The organism is Microbacterium terrisoli, from assembly GCF_030866805.1.
Classification (GTDB): Bacteria; Actinomycetota; Actinomycetes; order Actinomycetales; family Microbacteriaceae; genus Microbacterium; species Microbacterium terrisoli.
Window position 1 is genome coordinate 2,383,471 of sequence record NZ_CP133019.1, and the last position, 16,968, is coordinate 2,400,438.

16 protein-coding genes are annotated in these 16,968 nt (G+C 67.6%); 4 read left to right on the forward strand and 12 right to left on the reverse strand.

The genetic code is table 11. From position 1 onward, the window contains the following. Window positions 1-185 precede the first annotated feature (185 nt). Complete coding sequence (locus QU603_RS10730; RefSeq protein WP_308491381.1) at window positions 186-2,468, reverse strand: polyribonucleotide nucleotidyltransferase; 2,283 nt, start codon at window positions 2,466-2,468, stop codon at window positions 186-188. 335 nt (window positions 2,469-2,803) lie between these two features. Here QU603_RS10730 and QU603_RS10735 point away from each other — a divergent pair, with 335 nt between their 5' ends. After that, on the forward strand, window positions 2,804-2,989 hold the full coding sequence (locus QU603_RS10735; protein ID WP_308491382.1) for a DUF5302 domain-containing protein: 186 nt from the start codon (window positions 2,804-2,806) through the stop codon (window positions 2,987-2,989). A 43-nt stretch (window positions 2,990-3,032) separates the two neighbouring features. Here the strand turns inward: QU603_RS10735 and QU603_RS10740 are convergent, their stop codons facing one another. The 5 genes from QU603_RS10740 to efeU all read right to left on the reverse strand — a co-directional run bounded on the left by QU603_RS10740 (window position 3,033) and on the right by efeU (window position 8,439). Further along, a complete protein-coding gene (locus QU603_RS10740; protein WP_308491383.1) occupies window positions 3,033-3,680 on the reverse strand; it encodes an FMN reductase in 648 nt (215 codons plus the stop codon). Further along, on the reverse strand, window positions 3,677-4,873 hold the full coding sequence (locus tag QU603_RS10745) for an LLM class flavin-dependent oxidoreductase (protein WP_370655353.1): 1,197 nt from the start codon (window positions 4,871-4,873) through the stop codon (window positions 3,677-3,679). Before QU603_RS10745 ends, QU603_RS10740 begins: the two co-directional genes overlap by 4 nt. 148 nt (window positions 4,874-5,021) lie before the next feature. Continuing rightward, complete coding sequence (efeB, locus tag QU603_RS10750; protein ID WP_308491385.1) at window positions 5,022-6,281, reverse strand: iron uptake transporter deferrochelatase/peroxidase subunit; 1,260 nt, start codon at window positions 6,279-6,281, stop codon at window positions 5,022-5,024. Further along, window positions 6,278-7,507 carry an iron uptake system protein EfeO gene (gene efeO / locus QU603_RS10755; protein ID WP_308491386.1) on the reverse strand — a complete coding sequence of 410 codons (1,230 nt, stop codon included), beginning with the start codon at window positions 7,505-7,507 and terminating at the stop codon, window positions 6,278-6,280. The genes efeB and efeO overlap by 4 nt, the downstream gene beginning before the upstream one ends. Beyond that, a complete protein-coding gene (efeU, locus tag QU603_RS10760) occupies window positions 7,504-8,439 on the reverse strand; it encodes an iron uptake transporter permease EfeU (protein ID WP_308491387.1) in 936 nt (311 codons plus the stop codon). The genes efeO and efeU overlap by 4 nt, the downstream gene beginning before the upstream one ends. Window positions 8,440-8,684: 245 nt before the next feature. Here efeU and QU603_RS10765 point away from each other — a divergent pair, with 245 nt between their 5' ends. Beyond that, entirely contained in the window at window positions 8,685-9,686 is a 1,002-nt protein-coding gene (locus tag QU603_RS10765; RefSeq protein ID WP_308491388.1) for an isopenicillin N synthase family dioxygenase, read from the forward strand. A gap of 108 nt (window positions 9,687-9,794) precedes the next feature. Here QU603_RS10765 and rpsO read toward each other — a convergent pair whose 3' ends face one another. Both rpsO and QU603_RS10775 read right to left on the reverse strand, forming a co-directional pair. After that, window positions 9,795-10,064: a 30S ribosomal protein S15 gene (rpsO, locus tag QU603_RS10770; RefSeq protein ID WP_153745616.1), complete on the reverse strand. Its 270-nt coding sequence runs from the start codon at window positions 10,062-10,064 to the stop codon at window positions 9,795-9,797. A gap of 192 nt (window positions 10,065-10,256) precedes the next feature. Next, window positions 10,257-11,837 carry an HNH endonuclease signature motif containing protein gene (locus tag QU603_RS10775; RefSeq protein WP_308491389.1) on the reverse strand — a complete coding sequence of 527 codons (1,581 nt, stop codon included), beginning with the start codon at window positions 11,835-11,837 and terminating at the stop codon, window positions 10,257-10,259. 214 nt (window positions 11,838-12,051) lie between these two features. Between QU603_RS10775 and QU603_RS10780 the strand changes: the two genes are divergently transcribed. Continuing rightward, window positions 12,052-12,273: a DUF167 domain-containing protein gene (locus QU603_RS10780; protein WP_308491390.1), complete on the forward strand. Its 222-nt coding sequence runs from the start codon at window positions 12,052-12,054 to the stop codon at window positions 12,271-12,273. Between the two features lie 80 nt (window positions 12,274-12,353). After that, window positions 12,354-13,661 carry an MFS transporter gene (locus tag QU603_RS10785; protein WP_308491391.1) on the forward strand — a complete coding sequence of 436 codons (1,308 nt, stop codon included), beginning with the start codon at window positions 12,354-12,356 and terminating at the stop codon, window positions 13,659-13,661. A gap of 148 nt (window positions 13,662-13,809) precedes the next feature. On the opposite strand, the gene QU603_RS10790 is transcribed toward QU603_RS10785, so the two are convergent. From QU603_RS10790 to QU603_RS10805, 4 genes are all read right to left on the reverse strand, one after another. Continuing rightward, the gene (locus QU603_RS10790) at window positions 13,810-14,373 is read right to left on the reverse strand and encodes a YceI family protein (protein ID WP_308491392.1); all 564 of its coding nucleotides are present in this window, start codon (window positions 14,371-14,373) and stop codon (window positions 13,810-13,812) included. Window positions 14,374-14,510: 137 nt separating this feature from the next. Next, on the reverse strand, window positions 14,511-14,879 hold the full coding sequence (locus tag QU603_RS10795) for an FKBP-type peptidyl-prolyl cis-trans isomerase (RefSeq protein ID WP_308491393.1): 369 nt from the start codon (window positions 14,877-14,879) through the stop codon (window positions 14,511-14,513). Between the two features lie 170 nt (window positions 14,880-15,049). Further along, a complete protein-coding gene (locus QU603_RS10800) occupies window positions 15,050-16,216 on the reverse strand; it encodes a PrsW family intramembrane metalloprotease (protein ID WP_308491394.1) in 1,167 nt (388 codons plus the stop codon). 84 nt (window positions 16,217-16,300) lie between these two features. After that, window positions 16,301-16,882 (reverse strand): DUF4190 domain-containing protein, encoded by a 582-nt coding sequence (locus QU603_RS10805; RefSeq protein WP_308491395.1) that lies wholly within the window; start codon window positions 16,880-16,882, stop codon window positions 16,301-16,303. Window positions 16,883-16,968 lie beyond the last annotated feature (86 nt).

Consider the following 16,968-nt stretch of genomic DNA (forward strand, 5'->3'; position numbering starts at 1 on the left):
ACTTCGAGCGTAGGTGACGAGTGTGACCTTGCTGGGCACTGAAGCATGACCCGGGTAAACATTCGGTAACGCTTTGGCGCGTCTGAAGCCATTTGTCCCCCATCCGGCGGACAAATGCCGTCCCATCGGCCGAAAACGGACGGTGCCCGTGCCCCGAAGGGACACGGGCACCGTCCGTCGAAGGATCAGGCTTCGGCGGGAGCCGTCTCAGCCGCGGGCGCGGCCTCGGCGGGAGCGGACTGGTCTGCGACCTCTTCGAGCACGGGCTCGAGCGACAGCTTGCCGCGGTCGTCGACCTTGGTGATGCGCACGAGCAGCTTCTGGCCGACCGACAGCACGTCGTCGACGTTCTCGACGCGCTTGCCACCGGTCAGCTTGCGCACCTCGCTGATGTGCAGCAGACCATCCCTGCCCGGCAGCAGCGAGATGAACGCGCCGAACGTCGCGATCTTCACGACCGTGCCGAGGAACTGCTCACCCACTTCGGGGTTGGTCGGGTTGGCGATCGCATTGACCTGGGCGCGCGCGGCCTCGGCTGAAGGACCGTCGACCGCACCGATGTACACGGTGCCGTCCTCTTCGATCGAGATGTCCGCACCGGTCTCGTCCTGGATCGCGTTGATCGTCTTGCCCTTCGGGCCGATCAGCTCGCCGATCTTGTCGACGGGGATCTGCACGCTGATCACACGCGGCGCGGTCGGAGCCATCTCGTCCGGGGCGTCGATCGCCGCGTTCAAGACGTTCAGGATCGTGATGCGCGCGTCGTGCGCCTGCTGCAGGGCGGCCGACAGCACCGACGACGGGATGCCGTCGAGCTTGGTGTCCAGCTGGATCGCGGTGACGAAATCGCTCGTGCCGGCGACCTTGAAGTCCATGTCGCCCAGCGCGTCTTCGGCACCCAGGATGTCGGTCAGCGCCGCATAGCGGGTCTCACCGTCGACGGTGTCGGACACGAGGCCCATCGCGATGCCGGCCACAGGTGCGCGCAGCGGCACACCGGCATTGAGCAGTGCGAGCGTCGATGCGCAGACCGAGCCCATCGAGGTGGAGCCGTTGGATCCGAGCGCCTCGGAGACCTGACGGATCGCGTACGGGAACTCCTCGCGCGAGGGCAGCACCGGCACGAGCGCGCGCTCGGCCAGGAACCCGTGGCCGATCTCGCGACGCTTGGGGCTGCCGACCCGGCCGGTCTCACCGGTCGAGTAGGGCGGGAAGTTGTAGTGGTGGATGTACCGCTTGTGCGTGACCGGCGACAGCGAGTCGATCTGCTGCTCCATCTTGAGCATGTTCAGCGTGGTGACACCCAGGATCTGGGTCTCGCCGCGCTGGAAGATGGCCGAGCCGTGCACGCGCGGGATGACCTGCACCTCGGCGTCCAGCGGGCGGATGTCGGCAAGGCCCCGACCGTCGATGCGCACGCCTTCGGCGAGGATGCGACCGCGCACGATCTTCTTCGTGACGGCCTTGTACGCGGCCGAGAACTCGGATGCGGCGACCTCATCGAGCGAGCCGTCGGCGACAGCTGCGGACAGCTGCTCCTTGACGCGGTCCTTGATCGCGTCGTCGGCGTTCTGGCGCTCGATCTTGTCGGCGATCTGGTAGACGCCCACGAGGTCGTCGTACGCGCGCTCGGCGACGAAGTCGTACGTGGCCTGCGAGTAGGGCAGGAACACGGGGAACGACTGGATCTCCTTCGCGGCGGTGTTCGCCACGACGCTCTGCGCAGCGACGAGCTCCTTGATGAAGGGCTTGGCGGCTTCCAGTCCGCTGGCGACGACCTGCTCGCTCGGCTTGGTGGCGCCGCCCTTGATGAGGTTCCAGCTGTGCTCGGTGGCCTCGGCTTCGACCATCATGATCGCGACATCGCCGTCGTCGAGCACGCGGCCCGCGACCATGATGTCGAACACTGCCTCTTCGAGCAGCTTCGCGCTCGGGAACGCGACCCACTGGTCTTCGTGCTGGCCGTAACCGGGAACCAGCGCCAGGCGCACGCCGGCGATCGGACCGGAGAACGGCAGACCGGAGATCTGCGTCGACAGCGAGGCCGCGTTGATGGCCAGGGCGTCGTAGAACTCGCCCGGAGCGATCGAGAGGACCGTGACGACGATCTGCACCTCGTTGCGCAGGCCGTCGACGAACGACGGGCGCAGCGGGCGGTCGATCAGACGGCACACCAGGATCGCATCGGTCGAGGGGCGACCTTCGCGACGGAAGAACGAACCGGGGATCTTGCCGGCAGCGTACGAACGCTCCTCGACATCGACGGTGAGCGGGAAGAAGTCGAACCCTTCACGGGGGTGCTTGCCGGCGCTCGTGGCCGACAGCAGCATGGTCTCATCGTCCAGATATGCGGCGACAGAACCCTGTGCCTGCTGGGCGAGGCGCCCGGTTTCGAACCGGACAGTACGGGTGCCGAAGCGGCCGTTGTCCAAAACGGCCTCGGCGGCAGTGATTTCAGGACCTTCCAAGAGGTCTCTCCTTCTTTGTTTAGACTCGTCCGCGCGTATCGCAGGCGAGGTCATGCGAAGGAGCAGCAGGCAGATATGAGCGCATGACGTCATGCGTGATGCGCATGTCGTCGCGACGACCGCCCGCGCTGGTCACCAGTAGAAGATCACCCTCGTGTCGACCATCGGACCGGAGAGGAACCCACCACAGGAGACCAGCTTCTCACCGGTCTGCTCCTGGAGCTCGATATTCGAGCTCAGTATTCGATTGAGCGGATGCCACACGGCAACCTTCGCAATCCTATCAGGAGGGGTACGGGATGGCGGGCACCCGGGCCCTCGCCTAGGGTGGGACCATGAGCGACGACGACACCACGCAGTCCGCGGCATCCGATGAGGTGAAGCGCAAGTTCCGTGAGGCGCTCGACAGGAAGAACGCCCGCAGCCGCGACGGCGAGTCCCACCTGGACGGACGGGGCTCGGTTGCAGAGCCTCACGGTCGGGCCGGCCAGAAGCGCGAGTTCCGCCGCAAGAGCGGGTGAGCGCTGTGCTGCCCGCCCCTTCATGCCGCGTGGCCGCACCGAATCACTCCCCCGAGAGCCCGCCCAGCAGGTTCTCGAAGGAGTTTCCACCGCGCAGATAATTCGCGGGGTCGAACGGGTCCGACGAGGTCGCCGGCTGCCGTTGCGCGACGGCGTCGGCGAGCTCGCTGGCGCCCTTCTCGATGCGCGCTCCCAGCGGCGCGACCTGGTCTGCCGTGACCCCCCAGTCATCGGAGGCGGCGAACACACCGGTCGAGACGGCGTCTGCGTGCAGGTAGGCGAACAACGGGCGGATCGCGTAGTCGATCGCCAGCGAATGGCGCGACGTGCCGGCGGTGGCGCCGATGAGCACCGGCTTGCCGATCAGGGAATCCTTGTCGAGGACGTCGATGAACGACTTGAACAGACCCGAGTAGCTCGTGGTGAAGATCGGGGTGACCACGATGATCGCGTCGGCCGAGATCACGGTGTTGATCATCGACTCCAGTTCGGGCGCGGCGAAGCCGGTGAGCAGATGGTTCGTGATCTCGTGCGCGTAGTCGCGCAGCTCGAATGTGTCGACGGATGCCTCGATGTCGCGCTCGCGCAGGTGCTGCACGACCGCATGGGCGAGCCGGTCGGCGAGCATGCGCGTCGAGGAGGGTGTGGACAGCCCCGCCGCAACAACGGCGATGCGCCGCGGCGCGCTCACCGTGCGCCGCCGAGGCCGAACGCGGCGCCTGCCGGTGCGGGGGTGTCCTGGTAGGGCGAGCCACCGGTGACGTTGTCGCCGCGGTTGGCGTTCGGCCGGGGCTGGCGTACCGGTCCGTCGCCGTAGGCCGCCTTCACCAGCGATGCATGGGTCGGGGCATCCGGAACCGCCGCGGGGCGGTTCTTCGCGAGCTCGCGACGAAGCACCGGCACGACCTCGCCGCCGAGCAGATCCAACTGCTCGAGCACGGTCTTCAGCGGCAGGCCGGAGTGGTCGATCAGGAACAGCTGACGCTGGTAGTCGCCGAACAGGTCGCGCATGCCGGCGTAGCGATCGATGACCTGCTGCGGCGAGCCGACCGTCAGGGGCGTCATCTTGGTGAAGTCCTCCATCGACGGACCGTGCCCGTACACCGGGGCGTTGTCGAAGTAGGGGCGGAACTCGTTGACCGCGTCCTGCGAGTTCTTGCGCATGAACGCCTGGCCGCCCAGGCCCACGATGGCCGTCTCAGGGGCCCCGTGGCCGTAGTGGTCCCAGCGCTGGCGGTACAGCTCGATCAGGCGCTGATAGTGCTCGGCGGGCCAGAAGATGTTGTTGGCGAAGAAGCCGTCGCCGTAATACGCGGCCTGCTCGGCGATCTCAGGCGTGCGGATCGACCCGTGCCAGACGAACGGCGGCACGCCGTCCAGCGGACGCGGCGTCGAGGTGAAGCCCTGCAGCGGCGTGCGGAACTTCCCTTCCCAGTCCACCACGTCTTCGCGCCACAGCTTGTGCAGCAGCGCATAGTTCTCCACGGCCAGCGGCAGACCCTGTCGGATGTCCTTTCCGAACCACGGGTACACGGGACCGGTGTTGCCACGGCCCAGCATCAGGTCGGCGCGGCCGCCGGACACGTGCTGCAGCACGGCGAAATCCTCGGCGATCTTCACCGGGTCGTTCGTCGTGATCAGGGTCGTGGCCGTCGAGACGATCAGGCGCTCGGTCTTCGCGGCGATGTAGGCGAGGGTGGTGGTCGGCGACGAGGACCAGAACGGCGGGTTGTGGTGCTCGCCGATCGCGAAGACGTCGAGCCCGACCTCTTCGGCGTGCGTGGCGATCGTCAGCGTCGCCTGGATGCGCTCGGCCTCACTCGGGGTCACGCCCGTGGTCGGGTCCTGTGTGATGTCGCTGACCGAGAACAGGCCGAACTGCATGCCTGCGTCGGTTGCTCCCGCGCCCGTGGTGTTCTCGCTCATCGAAGTCTCGCTTTCGGGATGCCGCGGCATCCACCTCTATGCAACTGAATGTATCTGATCAAACACGGAGCCGCTGAGATTATTCCTCGCGTTCAGGATGCCTGATTCAGGTCGCCGCGAACAGCCCCGCACCCACGTACGAGCCCTCTTCGGTCCCCGGCGGGACCGCGAAGATCGCAGACCCGACATGGACGAGGTATTCGGCCATCAGGTCTTTGGCCACTGACCGCTGCACACGGATGAATCGGTCCGGCGAGCGCTGATAGGACAGGAAGAACAGTCCCGCCGACAGGTCTCCGGTCAGGTCATTGCCGTTGACGAAGTTGTAGCCCCGGCGCAGCAGACGCACTCCCTGATTGAGTTCGGGATGCGCGAGGCGCGCGTGTGCCTTGACATCGATCGCGGGGCGGCCGGCGGCATCCTTCTTGTGGAAGTCCAGGGCGGTGAACTCGGTGCCTCCGGACAGCGGAGCCCCCTCGCCCTTGTCTCGGCCGATGATCTGCTCCTGCTCGACGAGCCGCACACGATCCCACGTCTCGATGCGCTGGCGGATGTTGCGCACCGCGAGATACGAGCCACCGACAAGCCACGCGGGCCCATCCGACGCGGACGCCCACACGTGCTCGTCAAGCGCCTTCGGATCGTCGGCGAGGATGTTGGCCGTGCCGTCCTTGAATCCGAAGAGATTGCGCGGAGTGGACTGATCTGCGGTGGTCTTGGACGTGCGCCCGAAGCCGAGCTGCGACCAGCGGATGCGCGCGCGACCGAACGCGATGCGGCTGAGGTTGCGCACGGCGTGGAAGGCGACCTGGGGGTCATCCGCGCACGCCTGGATGCAGAGGTCTCCCCCGCACAGCTGTGCATCGAGCTGCTCGCCGATGAACGGCGGCAGGTCTGCGAGCTGCGCCGGGCGAGCGGCAGCGAGCCCGAACGACGCGTTCGTGAACAGCCCGGGGCCGAAGCCGAAAGTGATCGTCAGGGCCGAAGCCGACAGCCCCAGAGCCTCGCCGGTGTCATCGGGCGGCGCCTGCGGCGAGCCGTGGACGGCACCCTTCGCGCTGACGTCCAGACCCTTGGTCATGCGGGCTGACGCGTAGGTCCAGTCCTTCAGCAGCGAGATGAGATCGTCGCGGGTGGCATCGTCGGCCATGTCGAACGCGGCGAAGTGCAGGTGCTCCTGCACGGGGGTGGAGATGCCGCCCTGGTGCGCACCGTAGAACGGGTGCACGGTGCCGGCGGCCCCGGCTGCAGCCGACGAGGCCACGCCCGCGCCGATCGCCACTCCCCCGATGCCACCGACGACCAGACCACCGGCACCTGCCCCGAGCAGGCCCAGGAGTCCGCGGCGGCTCAGACCCTCGCTCATGACAGGATCGTCTGCGTCAGCTGCGAGAGCGGCTCGGCGAGGCGGTTGATGAGATCGGTGAGGTCGCGACGGTCCTGATCGGTGAGCTTGCCGTACGCGACGTAGCCCTTGTCTGCATCGCCGTAGGTGGCCAGCTTCGCCTGCAGCTCCTGGTAGCCCTTGTCGATCTTGGCGACCAGAGCCGTGCCGTCAGAGCCCGCGGACCCTGCCAGGTCGCGCACGAGCGAGAAGGCCATCTTCGAACCTTCCACGTTCGCTGCGAAGTCCCACAGATCGGTGCCACTCCACCAGTCCTCTTCACCGGTGATCTTGTTCTTGGCGACTTCGTCGAGCAGGCTGATCGCACCGTTGGACAGGCCCGCGACGCCCTGCTCCTCCAGCGCGGCGACGAACTGGCCGCCGTGCACGTAGTCATACAGCGACTGCACGTCGGTCACCAGCTGCGCGCCGATCGTGGCACGCTCGGCGGGCGTCGAGGGCACCCAGTCCTTCCACGCCGGCGTCGCGTCGTCGGCGTTCAGAGCGTTCTTCGCGGGGACCCAGAGGTCCTTCTCGATGCGGTGGAAACCGGTCCACGGGATGCCGTCGGCCTTCGCATCGACCTCACGGAAGTCGATCTTCGGGTCGAGGTCGCCGAGCGACTCGGCGATCGGTTCGATGCGCTCGTAGAAGGAGCGCACGCGCGGGAACTGCTCTTTGGCAGCAGCGTCGTCACCCTTCTCGTACACGGCGGCGAACGTCTTGACCGCCGGCAGCAGCTGACCTGTCTGGTCCTTCACGAACGCGGCGTACAGGTCGACGGCCTTCTTCTTCTGTGCGGCGTCCGACCCTTCCGCCTTGACCTTTTCGCCCGAGACCGTGAACGAGGCTTTCCCGACACCGTCGCCGACCATGCCGGGCTTGCACAGCGTGTAGTAGTCGCCCGGCTGGGCGACCAGCGTCAGTGTGCGCGTGGCGCCGGGGGCGACGTTCTCGACTTCGCCGATGATTCGCAGACCGTCGTCTGCCAGCAGGTAGAACTCGGTGACCTGGCTGCCGGTGTTGGACACATCGAACGCAAGAGTGCCGCTGGTGGCCTTCGGTGCCGAGACGGTGCACGCGGTGTCCGTCGAGGTGACCGTCAACGCGTCAGAGGCCGCGACGTCGGCCTTCGCGACGCACCCGGTGAGGGCGAGAGCGGCGACGCCGACGGCGGCGGATAGGGCGAGGGCGCGGGGCGCGGTCATCGGACTCCTTGGTGTGAGGGGGTGACGGTTGTGAGAGAAGGAGCGGGCGCGCTCACGGCGCGCGCCGGTGCGCGCAGCCCGCGCAGGAAGAACGTGCCGACCACCGCGACGTAGAGCACCCAGGCGATGACCTGGACCCAGCTCATCTGCGGCATGAAGCCGACCAGTGCCTGCAGGACGACGGCCAGCGCACTGCCGGGGGCGATCACGTGCGAGACGTCGAAAGCCCAGCCGAAGGGGAAGCCTGCCCACCCGACGGCCACGGCACCGTTCGCCGCAACCGGTGCCAGAGCGGTGAACGGCCCCGGAACCACTCCCGCTTCCTGCAGATCGTGCAGGGCATAGGCCAGAACTCCCGCGGCCACGATCACCAGGAACGCTCCGGTCCACGCGAAGAACAGCCGCAGATTCAGATGCAGCATGCCCTTGGCCAAGGCCCAGCCGGCGACGGCGGCGACCGCGAATCCGAGCAGGGCGCCCAGCAGCACCGCAGGCGACGAGCCGAAGGACTGCGTCATCGACCACAGCAGCAGCGCGGACTCGACGCCCTCGCGGGCCACCGAGACGAAGCCGACCAGGACGAGCGCCCAGATCGTTCCCGAGGCCAGCGCCTTGTCGAGATGCCCCTCCAACGCCTTCTTCATATGGCGCGAGGTCTTCTGCATCCAGAAGATCATCCAGGTGACCATTGCCACGGCCACCAGCGACAGCAGGCCGCCGAGGATCTCCTGCCCCTGGAACGTCAGCGCGTATTCGCCGAACGTGAGCACCGCGCCCACACCGACCGCCAGGACGATCGCCAGGCCCACCCCGATCCACAGACGCGGCAGCACGTCGCGGCGGCCGAGGCGGCTGAGATACGCGGCGAGGATGCCGACGACGAGAGCCGCTTCGAGGCCTTCGCGCAGGCCGATGAGGAAGGTTGCGAGCACGGGGGATCCGATCTCGATCGTGATGACGGGACACGGGTCGCCTGCGTCTCTCCGACGCCCTGCACCGGTGCAGTCCGACAGCAAAAGTCAGGTAAGGCGACCCTCAGTAAGTATGACCTTACCGTGAGCGGACCATGGCACTCAAGGCGGGCGCGGACCGTGAACAGATTGTCACAAACCGCCGTCGGCGTTCACGCAGGGCAACACGATCCGACCAGACTGCGACATCCCTCTAACGTCGGACCATGACGACGTTGAACCTTCCGATCCTCGACCTGTCGCTGCTGGACGACGGGCCGGCCGCCGGCGCCCGCTTTCGCGACGAGCTGCGCACTGCCACGCACGACGTCGGATTCTTCTATCTGACGGGCACGGGGGTGCCGCCCGAACTCGAAGAGCGGCTGCTGCGCACCGCCCGCGCGTTCTTCGCACTGCCCGAGGCCGACAAGCTCGCGATAGAGAACGTGAACAGCCCGCATTTCCGTGGGTACACGCGGATCGGCGGCGAACGCACGCAGGGTCGGGTGGATTGGCGCGAGCAGATCGACATCGGTCCAGAGCGCGAGGCCGTCGCGTGGGAGGATGCCCCCGGCTACGCCCGGCTGATCGGACCGAATCTGTGGCCGGCGGCCCTGCCCGAGCTGCGCGAAGTGGTCGACGACTGGGAAGCGCACCTGCGGGACGTCTCCCGCCGCCTGCTGCGCGCCTGGGCGCTCGCCCTCGGCGCCGAGGAGTCGTACTTCGACGCGCACTTCGGCGAGCCGTCGACCCTGACGAAGATCGTGCGGTACCCCGGCATCGACGACCCCGCCGGTCAGGGGGTGGGCGCGCACAAGGATTCGGGCGTGCTCACGCTGCTGTGGGTCGAGCCCGGCAAGGGCGGGCTGCAGGTGCAGCGAGACGGCGTGTGGGTCGACGCACCTCCCGTTCCGGGCGCGTTCGTCGTGAACATCGGCGAGCAGCTCGAGTACGCGACCCAGGGATACCTGACGGCGACCAACCACCGCGTGATCTCGCCCGCACGCCCGGACGAGCGCATCTCGGTGCCGTTCTTCTTCAACCCTCAGCTGGATCGGCGGCTGCCGCTGATCGAGCTGCCCGACGAGCTGGCCGCACAGGCACGCGGAGTGGAACGGGACCCGGCCAACCCGATCCATGCGCTGTATGGCGAGAATGCTCTGAAGTCACGGCTGCGCGCGCACCCCGACGTCGCGGCCAAGTGGCACTCCGATCTCATCGCACACTGAGTGCGCAGGCGCTGACCGCGTCAGCAGCCCGGCAACGACGAAGGCCGTCCCCACCGGGGGACGGCCTTCCAAGAATGTTTGGAGCGATTGAACGCTGGTTCGCGTGCCTTAGCGGCGGAGCCCCAGGCGCTCGATCAACGAGCGATAACGCGCGATGTCGATGTCCTGAAGATAGCCGAGCAGACGGCGGCGCTGACCCACGAGCAGGAAGAGCCCACGACGCGAGTGGTGGTCGTGCTTGTGCTCTTTCAGGTGCTCGGTCAGGTCTTTGATGCGCTGCGTCAGCATCGCGACCTGCACCTCGGGGGAACCGGTGTCACCGGGGTGCGTCGCGTACTCTTCGATGATCGCCTTCTTGACTTCTGCATCCAGTGCCATAAAGCGGTCCCCTCTCTGGTCATTGCGCGGTGCCCGACGCCCGATGCGTGAGCTCTCTTTATCCGCGGCCGATCGAACGGCAACCGAACAAGTCTACCGCACGACGCAGCGTCCGCCGTCCTGCGTCGGAGGGTGTGAAACCACGCACCTGCTCGTGCCAGTTCGTGCCCGGTGACGTGCCCTGTTCGCGGATCAGTAGGGTGCGGGGTCGTCGGCGAGTTGTTGTGCGAACTGGTGTTTCAGGTGCGGGTCAGGGTCGATCAGTTGTATCGGGGTGAATCTGACGGTCCCGGGTGGTCTGGTGGTGTGGACGCGCCTGGTCGGCGCGGTGAACCGGAGGATCCCACCAGAGAGTTGCTCGACCGTCCAGGCGGTGTCGTGTTTGACGGTGTGATGGCGTTTGCAGAAGTGTTCCAGGTTGCACAGGCACGTCGGCCCGCCCTGCGCGTACGGGATGGTGTGGTCGATGTCGCATGTTTGGGCGGGGCGGCGGCAGCCGGGGAACCGGCAGTGCCGGTCCCGCACCTGCAGGAACAGTTTCTGTTTCTTGGAGGGCCGGTACCGGTCCACACTGATCGGGATGCCGGAGCACGGGTCGGTGAACACCCGCACCCACGCTTTCGCGACCCCAGCAAGATGTTTCGCCGTGGTGTCGTCGATGGGTCCGAACCCGTCCACCGCCGCCCCGCCGACCGTCGCCCCGGCAAGGGTCGTGGCAGGGATGGTCACCTGCACGGTCGGGGTGATGCTGTTGATCGCATCCCGGCCCGCCTCGGTGGTGCCGTGCCCGTGCGTGTTTCCGGTCAGCAGCAGGTCGCAGAAGATGTCCGCCATGATCTGCGTGTGCGTGCGCTCATCGAACACCACAGCATCAGCATCCACATCCTCGGCATCCACATCCTCGGCATCGGCATCAGCGCTGGCTTCGGCAGTACCGGCGCCCGCAGCTTCGGCGCCATCAGCTTCGGCGCCCGCAGCTTCGGCGCCATCGGCCTTGGCCGCGGCGTCGTCCGTGGCCGCAGCGTCAGCCGCGGCCTTCTCAGCCGCGGCCTTCTGCGCCGCAACGTCAGCAGCGGCGGCTTCGGCATCAGCCTTGACGGTGGTGTTCTGGTCGTGCAGTTCGGTGGCCATCGCCCGGATCCGGTCGATGATGCCCGCACCCTGCGCGGTGGGCACATCCGCGGTGATCCGGGTCAGCCCCGGCTCAACCTCCCGGGCGGTGACCTTCCGACGTGCCACCGCATCCCGCACCCGCCTCTCGCAGCCTTCCGGGTCCAGGCGCTGCACCAGCCCGGCCAGCGCCGCCTTCAACTGCCCCGGCGTCAGCTCCGCCGCCAGCTCCCGCGCGATCCGCTCGAACTCCGCCCGGATCGTCGCGTTCTCGATCACCGCGCCCGCGTCGGCGATCAGCGCCGCGTGCTCCCCGGAGAACACCCCGCAGCTCGCGTCGCACAGCGTCTCATGGAACTGGTGCATCAACGTCCACGCCGACGACACCTTCCGCGCGACCTGCCATTCGCTGAGCTTGAGTGCGGCGCCGATCTCGGCGAACACCTCCCGCATCCCCAACTGCGAGGACCGGGTGATCGCCCCCTCATCGGCCGCGGCACGCTCGGCCTCCCGGCGTTCGACGATCCCGGCGACCTGCTCGAAGAAGAACATCTCCGCCGCGAACATCCGCGCCGCCCGCTCCCGCGACGCGGTCAGATGACCCACCAACTCATCCAACTCCACCAGCACCGGAGACAAGCCCGCGTTCGTCAACATCGACATGAACGGCTCCTCCCGGCTGACCTTGTATCACCCATACTATCGAACATGTGTACCCATAGTCAAGAGACGCATTGATCTCTTTTCCAGCCTTTCCCGTGGCGTTTGCGCTGCACCACAGCCCTGACAGCGGCCAAACGCGCGAGATCCTCCACTTTCGTAGATATCGACTCCTATGCGGCCCACCCCTGAGCCCGACCCCACTAGTCTCGACGACATGCAGCTCACGGTGCGCGTCAAGCCCGGCAGTCGCAAAGGGCCTCTCGTAGAAGAGGAAGCCGATGGCCTGATCGTGTTCGTCCGCGAACGGGCCGCAGAAGGCGCCGCGAACAAGGGCGTCGAGCGTGCGCTGGCCGCGCACTTCGGCGTCGCGCCGAGCCGTGTGCGGATCGTGCGCGGCCACACCTCCCGCACGAAACGCGTCGAGATCGACGAGTAGAGGCCCGCACCCGACCCTGGCTCGCGCACGGGCTACGCTCGAATCGTGCGACATACCCCGCGGGTACGGGCACTGCAGTGATGGCCCGACTCTCCCGCGATCATTTCATCGACCTGCGACCTCTGACCACCTCTCCCGCGTTCGCGCGCCTGTGGGCAGGCTCCACGCTGTCGGGCCTGGGCGGTCAGCTGACGATCGTGGCAGCAATGTTGCAGATGTACGCGATCACACATGACACGTTCGCCGTCTCGATGATCGCCGTGGCCGGCCTGGTGCCGATGATCCTCGCAGGTCTGTACGGCGGCATGCTCGCCGACGCGTTCGACCGGCGCAAGGTCGCGTTGGCCGCGGCATCCATCACCTTCGCCTCGACCCTGCTGCTGGCACTCCTGACGTGGTTCGGGTGGGAGACCCAGTGGTGGCTGTATGCCCTGAGCGTGGTGAATTCGGCAGCCAACTCGATCGTGATGGCCGCACGCACGGCGATCGTGCCGCGGCTGATCCCGGTGGTGCTGCTGCCGGCCGCTTCGGCGCTGAACGGCATCGGCTTCGGCCTGATGGTCATGGCCGGTCCGGCGCTGGCCGGCATCCTGGTGGCCACCACGGGCTACGCCTGGACGTACACGGTCGACGTCGTGCTGATGACGTCGCTGTTCCTCGGGCTGTGGACGCTGCCGGCGATCCGCCCCGAAGGGGCGATCGTGCGCCCGGGGCTCGAGTCGCTGAAGGACGGATGGCGGTTCCTGCGGCGCGCGTCGAACATCCGCGTGCAGTACCTGATGGATATCACGGCCATGACATTCGGCCAGCCGTTGACACTGTTCCCCGCGATCGGGGCAGTGCTGCTGGGCGGAGGAGCCATCACCACCGGCGTGCTGACCGCTGCCGTCGCTGCGGGCACGCTCCTGTCGAGCGTGTTCTCAGGCCCGATCGGGCGGGTGCGTCATCACGGCCTGGGCATCCAGCGTGCCGTGACCGCTTACGGCGCCGCGATCGCCGCGTTCGGCCTCGTCCTGGTGGCCGCCGCCGTCGGATGGTTCGCACCGGCGCACGTGGACGAGAGCTCGGCGAACATCGTGCTGATCTGCGCAGCAGCGGTGCTGCTGGCGCTGTCGGGAGCCGCCGACAACATCAGCTCGATCTACCGCAACACGATGATGCAGGCCGCGGTGCCCGACGCGATGCGCGGCCGGCTGCAGGGGATCTTCATCGTCGTGGTCGCCGGCGGCCCGCGCGTGGGAGCGCTGTATGCCGGTGCCCTCGCGACGTTCACGACGCTGTGGTTTCCGCCGCTGCTGGGTGGACTGATCGTCATCGCCCTGGTGGCCACGTTCGCGCGCATGCACCCGCGGTTCCGGGAGTACGACGCACTGCACCCCGTACCGTGACGAGGCAGCCCCGCTCCCTGCAACCGACCCTGCAACCGACCCTGCAACCGACCGCGCGGCCGGACCCGCAGCCGACCGCACAGGCACACCCGCAGACGCGAAACGACCCCGACCGTCTGGGATGGGTCGGGGTCGTTCGCAGAAGGCGTCAGGCGCTCAGCGCACCCTGCAGGTCGAGTTCGATGGTGACGTCCTTGCCGACGAGCACGCCGCCGGTCTCGAGGGCGGCATTCCAAACGAGGCCGAAGTCCTCACGGTTCACGACGGTCTTGGCGGTCGCGCCGGCCTTGTAGTTGCCGTACGGGTCGGAGCCGAAGCCACCGAAGTCGAAGTCGAACGTGACGGGCTTGGTGACCCCGCGGATGGTCAGGTCGCCGTCGACGAGGAAGTCGCCCTTCTGGAGGCGCACGCCGGTGGAGCGGAACTCCATCGTCGGGTGGTTCTCGACGTCGAAGAAGTCGGCCGAACGCAGGTGGCCGTCGCGGCCGTCGTCGTTGGTGTCGACGCTGGTGACGTCGACGGTGGCCTCAACACGGGCCTCGAGCGGGTTCTCGGGCGCGTAGAGCGTCGCGCTCTTGACACCGAAGGTGCCACGCACCTTCGAGATCATCATGTGGCGCACGCTGAACTGCACCTCACTGTGAGCGGGGTCGAGCACGTACGTGCCGGGCTTGTAGCCTGCGATCTCGGGGGCGAGGGTCGTGTCGGTCATAACAGTCCTTTTGTCTGGGGAACGCCGGACGGCGCGGTCAGAGACGTGTAACTGCCCCTCCACAATATCTATTCCTGTGAATTGAAAAAAGAGAGTGGATGCCTCAGCCGAGGCATCCACTCTCTGTTCGCGCGGCGTCAGCCGACGGCGATGAGGTCGATGACGAAGATCAGGGTCTTTCCCCCCAGGAAGTGCCCACCGGCCGGCCCGTAGGCCAGGTGCGGCGGGATGACCAGCTCGCGACGGCCACCCACCTTCATGCCCGGGATGCCGTCCTGCCATCCCTGGATGAGCCCGCGCAGCGGGAACTGGATGGATTCGCCGCGGGTCCACGACGAATCGAACTCCTCACCCGACTCGTACTCCACGCCGGCGTAGTGCACGGTGACGGTGTCACCGGCCTTGGCCTCGGCGCCGTCGCCGACGATGAGGTCGCGGACGACCAGTTCTGTCGGAGCGGGCCCGGTGGGCGCATCGATCTCAGGCTTCGTGCGGTTGTCAGTCATGGGTTCTATCCAACCGGACGGTCCGCCCGTGGTCAACGCGCGTGACGCCGCAGTGCTTGACGCCTCTGACGGCCCGTGTCATCCTGGTGGCAGACCAACTCAGCGCTCGGGAGACACGCAGGCATCGCCGCGGCACCGGGCGCTGAGTCTTGATTCGGGGGCCTTGGCCCTCACGGTGCGAACAGCGCCCGGCGAGCGGCGACCGTGCGGATCAACAGCGTCTGCTGATCCGCTGCCGCCGCCGGATCACGACCCGTCACGATGCGCTGGCGCACGGCGGCCAGGGATGTGGCGTCCGCGATGAAGCCCTTCATGATCCCGGTGCGATCGCCTCGCAGCGTGCGCGCCCACGCCCGCGCCGCTCGGCGACCGTGCGACGTGGCGAGCATGTCGACCTCTTGCGGGGTGAACCAGCCCGCCGCGGCATACTCCCCCAGCCGTTCCCGGGTCAGCCGCCGCTCCTCGCGGCGCAGCAGCACGATGCCGACGATGAACGCGATGAACAGCGGTATCTGCAGCGTGACGTACAGCGCGAAGAAGTCGAAGAACTGGGCGGAGGCGTTCCACAGCGCGTGCAGAGCGGCGGCTCCGAGGATCCCCAGCAGCCATGGGCCGACCGCGGCCGAGGTGCGCACTCCGCGCCGCGCGGCAAGACCGAGCATGAAGCCGGTCACCGACGTGAACATGACGTGCGCGAACGGCGAGAGGAGTCCGCGCAGGATGAACGTCGCGGTCAACTGCGTCGTGCCGCCCTCGATCATGCTGACGGCGAAGTACTGGATGTTCTCGGTGAACGCGAAGCCGGCGGCGACCAGGGCCCCGTAGACGATGCCGTCCACGGGGCCGTCGAACGCGCGTCGGGCCGTTGCGAAGATGAGGAAGACACCGAGGCCCTTCGCGAACTCTTCCACCAGTGGGGCCTGCAGCACCGCTCGAAGCGCATCATGCAGCTCAGTGTCGGGGAGGGCGAACGTGCGGGTCAGCAGCAGGTCCACGCCCAGCGCAATGGCCACAGCAGCGATGGCGCCCCATGCGAGGGCGAACAGCACGAGGCCGCGCGGTTCGGGCTCCCAGCGATCGACGAAGCGGACGGCCAGCAGCACCACCGTCAGCGGCACCAGCGCGATGACCATGCCGACGATCGATGCACCGGGTCCTATCGCCTCGAGGAAATACGCGACCAGACCCAGCAGCGCCACGACCAGGACGGCCACCAGCCACGGCACCACTCGACGCCCGCGCGAAGCGAGCTGAGGCAGCGGTGGGACGGCGGGTCCGGTGGGCACCGGCGCGGCATCGTCGGAGTAGCCGCGAGCCAGCGGTGAAGGGAACGACATGTCGTTCAGCATAGAAGCCGCACGCCACGTCGTTGCGCCGTGGACGGCGACGACGCGGCGCGCGTTCTGTGCAGCTCAGCCGGCTCAGCGAGAGCCGGTGGTGAAGTCCGTGCAGCTGACCGAGACGCCCCAGATGTTCACGTACGCCGACGGGTCGTTCGCACACACATTGACCGCGTTGGTGAGAGAAGACAGCGCGACGATCAACACGATCAGCGCGATGATCGACAGCACGACCAGGATGGCGCCGATGATGATGGCCGCCAGGGCGAAGCCGTTCTTGTGGCCCGCCTTCTTGCTCTGCACCATCGCGACGATGCCGAGCACCAGCCCCACAAGCGCCGTGATGCCGGTGACCAGTCCCACCAGCGACAGCACCATCGCAACGATGCCCATCGTGCGGCCCGGGATCGTCGCCGGCTGCTGGCCGTAGACCGGCGGCGCCTGCGGGTAGGCCGGCACCTGTCCGTACGGGGCGGCCTGACCATAGGCAGGGGCCTGCCCGTACGGCGGCGCCTGCTCATATGCGGGCTGCTGCCCGTAGGCGGGCGGGGCCGGCGGCACGGCGGCCGGCGGCTGCTCGGGCGCCTGCGGCTGCTCGGGGGGCACCGGCTGCTGCGGGTCCTGCGCAGGCTGCGGAGTGCCGGAGTCGGGAACGTTGGTCATTGCTTTGCCTTCCGGTGGGGATGCTGTGCGGACACGTTTTCGGCTTCCCACGCTACAGCGCAGTCCGCCCGCTCACGCGGAAGACG

Excerpts from the sequence above, each read along its gene's own strand:
- QU603_RS10780 (WP_308491390.1), top strand. The coding sequence starts at position 12,052 with ATGCAGCTCACGGTGCGCGTCAAGCCCGGCAGTCGCAAAGGGCCTCTC.
- QU603_RS10765 (WP_308491388.1), top strand. The coding sequence starts at position 8,685 with ATGACGACGTTGAACCTTCCGATCCTCGACCTGTCGCTGCTGGACGAC.
- QU603_RS10800 (WP_308491394.1), bottom strand. The coding sequence starts at position 16,216 with ATGTCGTTCCCTTCACCGCTGGCTCGCGGCTACTCCGACGATGCCGCG.
- QU603_RS10805 (WP_308491395.1), bottom strand. The coding sequence starts at position 16,882 with ATGACCAACGTTCCCGACTCCGGCACTCCGCAGCCTGCGCAGGACCCG.
- efeB (WP_308491385.1), bottom strand. The coding sequence starts at position 6,281 with ATGAGCGAGGGTCTGAGCCGCCGCGGACTCCTGGGCCTGCTCGGGGCA.
- QU603_RS10790 (WP_308491392.1), bottom strand. The coding sequence starts at position 14,373 with ATGACCGACACGACCCTCGCCCCCGAGATCGCAGGCTACAAGCCCGGC.
- QU603_RS10795 (WP_308491393.1), bottom strand. The coding sequence starts at position 14,879 with ATGACTGACAACCGCACGAAGCCTGAGATCGATGCGCCCACCGGGCCC.
- QU603_RS10785 (WP_308491391.1), top strand. The coding sequence starts at position 12,354 with ATGGCCCGACTCTCCCGCGATCATTTCATCGACCTGCGACCTCTGACC.
- efeO (WP_308491386.1), bottom strand. The coding sequence starts at position 7,507 with ATGACCGCGCCCCGCGCCCTCGCCCTATCCGCCGCCGTCGGCGTCGCC.
- QU603_RS10775 (WP_308491389.1), bottom strand. The coding sequence starts at position 11,837 with ATGTCGATGTTGACGAACGCGGGCTTGTCTCCGGTGCTGGTGGAGTTG.
- rpsO (WP_153745616.1), bottom strand. The coding sequence starts at position 10,064 with ATGGCACTGGATGCAGAAGTCAAGAAGGCGATCATCGAAGAGTACGCG.
- QU603_RS10745 (WP_370655353.1), bottom strand. The coding sequence starts at position 4,873 with ATGCAGTTCGGCCTGTTCTCGGTCAGCGACATCACACAGGACCCGACC.
- QU603_RS10735 (WP_308491382.1), top strand. The coding sequence starts at position 2,804 with ATGAGCGACGACGACACCACGCAGTCCGCGGCATCCGATGAGGTGAAG.